7 protein-coding genes are annotated in these 5,633 nt (G+C 62.8%); 6 read left to right on the top strand and 1 reads right to left on the bottom strand.

What is annotated here, in order from left to right; genetic code table 11:
* Window positions 1-714, top strand: a 714-nt coding sequence (locus ACMLHG_RS08685; RefSeq protein WP_417170240.1) for a Na+/H+ antiporter NhaC family protein, incomplete at its 5' end; no start/stop codon positions are given.
* Between the two features lie 153 nt (window positions 715-867).
* On the opposite strand, the gene eno is transcribed toward ACMLHG_RS08685, so the two are convergent.
* On the bottom strand, window positions 868-2,142 hold the full coding sequence (eno, locus tag ACMLHG_RS08680) for a phosphopyruvate hydratase (RefSeq protein ID WP_417170239.1): 1,275 nt from the start codon (window positions 2,140-2,142) through the stop codon (window positions 868-870).
* Window positions 2,143-2,319: 177 nt separating this feature from the next.
* Here eno and ACMLHG_RS08675 point away from each other — a divergent pair, with 177 nt between their 5' ends.
* The 5 genes from ACMLHG_RS08675 to ACMLHG_RS08655 are packed head-to-tail and all read left to right on the top strand — an operon-like array spanning window position 2,320 to window position 5,538.
* Window positions 2,320-2,892, top strand: a complete 573-nt coding sequence (locus ACMLHG_RS08675; RefSeq protein ID WP_417170238.1) for a LemA family protein — start codon at window positions 2,320-2,322, stop codon at window positions 2,890-2,892.
* Window positions 2,893-2,911: 19 nt separating this feature from the next.
* The gene (locus tag ACMLHG_RS08670; RefSeq protein ID WP_295812776.1) at window positions 2,912-3,649 is read left to right on the top strand and encodes a TPM domain-containing protein; all 738 of its coding nucleotides are present in this window, start codon (window positions 2,912-2,914) and stop codon (window positions 3,647-3,649) included.
* 28 nt (window positions 3,650-3,677) lie between these two features.
* Window positions 3,678-4,364, top strand: coding sequence for a 2-C-methyl-D-erythritol 4-phosphate cytidylyltransferase (gene ispD, locus ACMLHG_RS08665; protein WP_294437516.1), 687 nt, complete (start codon window positions 3,678-3,680; stop codon window positions 4,362-4,364).
* Window positions 4,361-4,762 (top strand): YraN family protein, encoded by a 402-nt coding sequence (locus tag ACMLHG_RS08660; protein WP_294437515.1) that lies wholly within the window; start codon window positions 4,361-4,363, stop codon window positions 4,760-4,762. The genes ispD and ACMLHG_RS08660 overlap by 4 nt, the downstream gene beginning before the upstream one ends.
* 59 nt (window positions 4,763-4,821) lie before the next feature.
* Window positions 4,822-5,538 carry a ComF family protein gene (locus ACMLHG_RS08655; RefSeq protein ID WP_294437512.1) on the top strand — a complete coding sequence of 239 codons (717 nt, stop codon included), beginning with the start codon at window positions 4,822-4,824 and terminating at the stop codon, window positions 5,536-5,538.
* Window positions 5,539-5,633 lie beyond the last annotated feature (95 nt).

Raw genomic sequence — 5,633 nt, 5'->3', positions numbered from 1 at the left:
CTCATCGTCTTCTTCCTGCTCAGCCCGGGCGGCGCGGCTCCTGCACCCGCCGCGATCCATTTCAGCACCGTTCTCCGCGTGCTGCCCTATCTCTCGGTGCTGATCCTGGCACTCTTCGGCGTCAACGTGATGGCGCTGCTCGCCTTCGGCACCCTCTTCGCCGGAATCGTCGGCCTCGGCTGCGGCAGCTTCGACTTCTGGCAGTTCCTGGACGCCGCCGGAAAAGGCGCGCTCAGCATGTCCGAAACGCTGATCGTCGCCCTGCTCGCCGGCGGCCTGCTCAAAGTGATCCGCTACAACGGCGGCATCGAATACATGCTCCGCATCATCGAACGCGGCATCCACGGCCGCCGCGGCGCCGAATACGGCATCGCGCTCCTGGTCTCCGCCGTCAACCTCTTCACCGCCAACAACACCGTCGCCATCGTCATCGCCGGCCCGATCGCCCGCGACATTTCCCGCCGTTACGGCGTCGCCCCGGAGCGGTCGGCCAGCATTCTAGACAGCGCCAGCTGCATCGTTCAGGGAATCCTTCCCTACGGAGCGCAGGTGCTCGCCGCGGTCGGTCTGGCCGGAGGCGCCGCGACGGTCTCCGCCTTCGAGGTGTTGAAATTCCTCTGTTACCCCTACTGTCTGGCTTTCTTTCTCCTTCTCGCCATCGCGCTGGGCGGCAGAACGCCCCGGCAGAGTGACGGCAAAGTGACGGAGAAATAACGGAGAAGAGAATTCCTCTTCCGTCACTTCTGCAATTTGTTGCAGAGGAGAGGATTAACAGATTTTTCAACTCGAAAGACGGCGAAAGAGAAAAGAGCCGGCTCTCCGTGACGGAGAACCGGCTCCCGTTATTTAGAGACCGGAAACGGCGTTTCAGTTTCCGTAGCAGGCGAGATCACCGAGCATCTCTTCGATGCGCAGCAGCTGGTTGTATTTGCAGATCCGGTCGGTACGCGACAGCGAACCGGTTTTGATCTGCCCGGCGTTGGTCGCCACGGCGATGTCCGCGATCGTGGTATCCTCGGTTTCGCCGGAACGGTGGCTGACCACGGCGGTGTAACCGGCCCGGTGCGCCATCTCGATCGCATCCAGCGTCTCGGTCAGCGTGCCGATCTGATTGACCTTGATCAGAATGGAGTTGGCCGCGCCGAGTTCGATCCCCTTCGCCAGATATTTGACGTTGGTGACGAAGAGATCGTCGCCGACCAGCTGACAGCGGTCGCCGATCTTCTCGGTCAGCAGGCGCCAGCCGTCCCAGTCGGATTCGGCCATGCCGTCTTCGATCGAATCGATCGGATAGAGCCGGATCAGCTTTTCGAGGTACTCCACCTGCGCGGCGGCATCCCGCTTCGGTGCGGAATCCCCCTCGAATTTCGTATAGTCGTAAATGCCTTTCTTATAGAATTCGCTCGAGGCGCAGTCCAGCCCGATCATGATATCCTTGCCCGGCTTGTAACCGGCCAGGTCGATCGCCTTGATGATCGAATCGAGCGCCTCCTCGGTCCCGCCCTTGAAGGTGGGCGCGAAACCGCCCTCATCACCCACCGCGGTGGAGAGCCCCTTGTCCTTGAGGATCTTTTTGAGCGCGTGGAAGGTTTCCGCCCCCATCCGGAGCCCCTCGCGGAAGGAGTCCGCACCGACCGGGCGGATCATGAACTCCTGAAAGGCGATCGGCGCGTCGGAGTGCGAACCGCCGTTGATGATGTTCATCATCGGCACCGGAAGCACTTTGCCGTTGACTCCGCCGATGTAGCGGAAGAGCGGCAGATCCAGCTCCGCCGCCGCCGCATGCGCCGCCGCCAGCGAAACGCCGAGAATCGCATTCGCGCCGAGCTTCTCCTTGGTCGGCGTGCCGTCGAGTTCGATCATCGCCTGGTCGATGCCGATCTGGTCGAGCGCTTCCATCCCCTCGATTTCGGGGAAGATCTTCTCGTTGACGTTCTCGACCGCCTTGAGCACGCCCTTGCCTCCGTAACGCTTCTTGTCGCCGTCGCGCAGTTCAAGCGCCTCGTTTTCGCCGGTGGACGCCCCCGACGGAACTGCCGCCGTCCCGGCCGCACCGGATTCCAGCTCGACCTCCACCTCGACGGTGGGGTTGCCGCGGGAGTCCAGAATCTCTCTGGCGTAGACCTCTCTGATTTCAGACATGATAACACCTCCTCTTTGGTCGTTCGCTCTCCGGAACAATATTGTTCCGCTCAATGAGATAAAGATAGTGCTCTTTTTGAAAAAATCAATCCGCCCTGCCGGCTTGTGAATTGAAAAAAAACTCGACAGGAAGTATTTTGTAACATAGTTTGAATGCAAGATAAGGAACCCATACGAATGAAAGCTCTCTGGATCACCTTCGGTGTCATCGCCGCCGTCATCGTCATCTCCGTCATCGCCGCGATTTCAATCCGCAACGGCCTGATCGAACGCGACGAACAGGTGCGCGAAAACTGGAGCCAGATCGAAACCCAGCTCCAGCGCCGCACCGACCTCATTCCGAACCTCGTGAACACCGTCAAAGGCTACGCGAAACACGAGGAGAAGATCTTCTCCGAAATCGCCGCCGCGCGCAGCCGTCTTCTCGCGGCAAAGGGTCCCGCCGCCAAGGCGGAGGCCGGTTCCCAGCTCGAAGGGGTCCTCGGGCGCCTGCTCGCCATCGCGGAGAATTACCCGAACCTCAAGGCGAGCGAAAACTTCCTGCGCCTTCAGGATGAACTGGCCGGCACCGAAAACCGGATCAGCGTCGCCCGCACCCGCTACAATCAGGTTGTGCGGGAATTCAACGCCTCCATCCGCAAGTTCCCCGGTTCGCTCTTTGTGCCCGGGCTCGGATTCAAGCCGGCGGAGTACTTTCAGCCGCCCGCCGGAAGCGCCGCCGCCGCAACGCCGCCTGCGGTGAACTTCTGACCGGGCGAGGGGCGCTCTCATGAAACGTCTGTTTTTATTTCTACTGCTCGGCGTGCTCTTCGGCCTCTCCGCCGCAGAACCGGCAGTGCCCCGCCTGACCGGCCGGGTGGTCGATCGGGCGAACATTTTCGGCTCGGACGGCGCGGCCAGAATCGATGCGGCCATCCGCGCTCTGGAGACCGCCACCGGCGGCGGGCAGATGGCGGTGCTCACAATCGACACGCTCGACGGCACCCCCATCGAAGAGTACGGCATCCGCGTCATGGATCAGTGGAAGATCGGCCGCAAAGACAAAGATGACGGCGCCATCCTCATCATCGCGCTGCGCGACCACGAAATGCGTCTTGAAATCGGCTACGGCTGGGAGGGCGACATCAACGACGCCCGCGCCGGGGACATCATCCGCGGCCTCGCTCCCTTCTTCCGCGAAAACCGCTACACCGACGGCGTCCTCTTCGCCGTGGGGGAGGTGCAGCGCTTCGTCACCGGCAAGGCGCCGGAAAATCAACCGAAAGCTCCGGCCCGCGCTTCCCGCCGCAGAACGGGGAGATCCGATTCGTTCCTGCCGGTCGCCGTTTTCATCATTCTGATCCTTCTCATTGTATCCCGCTTCGGGCGCGGCGGTCACACCGGCGGCTTCGGCGGGGGCTTCGGTGGTGGTTTCGGAGGAGGCTTCGGCGGGGGCTTCGGCGGGGGAGGCGGATTCTCCGGCGGCGGCGGTCGCGGGGGAGGCGGCGGCGCCTCCGGGCGCTGGTGACGGGGTAAGATACGGAAGGTTCCAAGCCATGCTCGATGATACAGGAATGGTGATCGTGGCCGGCGGTTCCGCCCGCCGGTTCGGCGGCGGCAACAAACTGCTGATCGAACTCGCCGGTATGCCGCTCTTTCTCCACACCGTGCGCCGTTTTCTGCCGGAACTCGCAGGGCGGATCGTCGTCGTCGTTCCCCGCGCGGAGCGGGAGCTCTTCCGCGCCGCGGCCGATCGTTTTCTGCCGGGTCAACGTCTCATCTGGGCGGAAGGCGGCGCAATCCGGAGCGAATCGGTGAAGAACGGTCTTGCCGCCCTGCCGGACGGAGTGACGATTGCGGCCATTCACGACGCGGCGCGTCCGCTGGCAACCCTCGCCCTGCTGGAAAGGCTGGTGGAATCGGCGCGGACCACCGGCGGCGCGATTCCGGGCAAACCGGTGACCGACACTCTCAAACGGACCGATGCGACAGGACTCATCTGTGAAACGGTGAGCCGCAGCGGCCTCTGGCGGGTGGAGACGCCGCAGGTGTTCCGGCGGGCGGCGCTGGAGGAGGCGTACCGCCGCGCGGGCGACCGGGAATTCACCGATGATGCCGGCGTGATGGAAGCGGCGGGGTTTCCGGTCGCCATGGTGCACAACGAAGCGGAAAATCTGAAACTCACCTACGCGGGGGAGACGGAACTTCTGGCGCGTCTGCTGGAGGTGGAACCGCGGAGATGAAACTCGCGCGCGCGGCACATTTGAAGCTGGGGCGGCGCGGAGAGGCGCTCGCCTGCCGTCTGCTGAAGACGAAAGGGTACGATATTCTGGCGCGGAACTGGCGGATCAAGGCGGGCGAACTGGACATTGTCGCGCGCGACGGAGCAATGCTGGTTTTCGTCGAAGTGAAGACCTTGCGGCGCACCGGCTTCTTCCGGCCGCTGGACAATCTTTCGCCCCGCCAGCGGCGGCGGAACTTCCGGGCCGGAAAATTCTACTGGAAGATGCTCCGGATGCCGGCACTGCGGGCGCGGTTCGATCTGGTGGAAGTGGTACTGGGTCGCTGGGATCTGCGGAGCATCCGCCACTGGGAAAATTATCTGCCGCAACTCCCGGAAGCCTCCCGGCAGAGATACTGACGAGAAATGCGGGAGCCGTTGAGAAGATGGATTTTCCCGAAAAGACAGGAAACTCCGACATGGTGGAATGGTTCCGGAAATTTGCGGCGTGGTTCAACCTCTTCCCCTGCCCGATCTGCAAGGTCGGCGAAGGCGAAGGGGTCAACCGGTTCTGCCCGGAGTGCCGGAAGGAGCTGCATCGGATTCCCGCTCCGCACTGCCGTGGATGCGGCGGCGAACTGGATGGAGTGCTCGCCGTCTGTTCGAAATGCCTGGCGGCGCCCGCCCGGCCGTGGGTCGGCGCGGCTTCGGTGTTCGAATACCGCGACTTGGCCCGAAAGGTTTTGCACGACTTCAAGTTTCACAACTTCCCGGAGCTGGCCCGTCCGCTGGGGGAACTGGCCGCCGAAGTCATGCGGGAGGAGAACTTTCACGCGGATCTGGTGGTCCCGGTTCCGCTGCACTACACGCGGCTCTTTCTTCGTTCCTACAATCAGGCGGGGCTTTTCGCCGCCGTGACGGCGAAGAATCTCGGCATTCCATTCGCCGACGCGCTCAAACGGGTGAAACGCGGCCGGCGGCAATCCAGCCTGAACCGGACGGAGCGGCACCGGAATCCTGCCGGAGCCTTTGCGGTGCGCCATCCGGAGCGGATTGCCGGGAAACAGATTCTGCTGGTGGATGACATCTTCACGACGGGCGCGACGCTGACGGCGGCGGCCAACGCGCTGTTGAAGGCGGGTTCCGGACCGGTCTTCGTGTTGACAGCGGCGCGCACCCCGCGCTACAGCCGCTGAAAAAACGGGAAAACCCGTATCCTGCGGCTTGATATCCTGCCCGGTCCGGATTATATTAAAAAATCCGACCATGGGGGCAATTAGCTCAGTTGGTT

The sequence above is a fragment of the Victivallis sp. genome, assembly GCF_048170485.1.
In the GTDB taxonomy this organism is placed as follows: domain Bacteria; phylum Verrucomicrobiota; class Lentisphaeria; order Victivallales; family Victivallaceae; genus Victivallis.
Note: the sequence above shows the minus strand (reverse complement) of the source record. Positions and strands in the feature narration are given on the sequence as shown.

Bases quoted from the DNA above. Each gene is read 5' to 3' on its own strand.
- ACMLHG_RS08655 (WP_294437512.1), top strand. From the start codon at position 4,822: ATGGTGGAATGGTTCCGGAAATTTGCGGCGTGGTTCAACCTCTTCCCC.
- ACMLHG_RS08670 (WP_295812776.1), top strand. From the start codon at position 2,912: ATGAAACGTCTGTTTTTATTTCTACTGCTCGGCGTGCTCTTCGGCCTC.
- ispD (WP_294437516.1), top strand. From the start codon at position 3,678: ATGCTCGATGATACAGGAATGGTGATCGTGGCCGGCGGTTCCGCCCGC.
- ACMLHG_RS08660 (WP_294437515.1), top strand. From the start codon at position 4,361: ATGAAACTCGCGCGCGCGGCACATTTGAAGCTGGGGCGGCGCGGAGAG.
- ACMLHG_RS08675 (WP_417170238.1), top strand. From the start codon at position 2,320: ATGAAAGCTCTCTGGATCACCTTCGGTGTCATCGCCGCCGTCATCGTC.
- eno (WP_417170239.1), bottom strand. From the start codon at position 2,142: ATGTCTGAAATCAGAGAGGTCTACGCCAGAGAGATTCTGGACTCCCGC.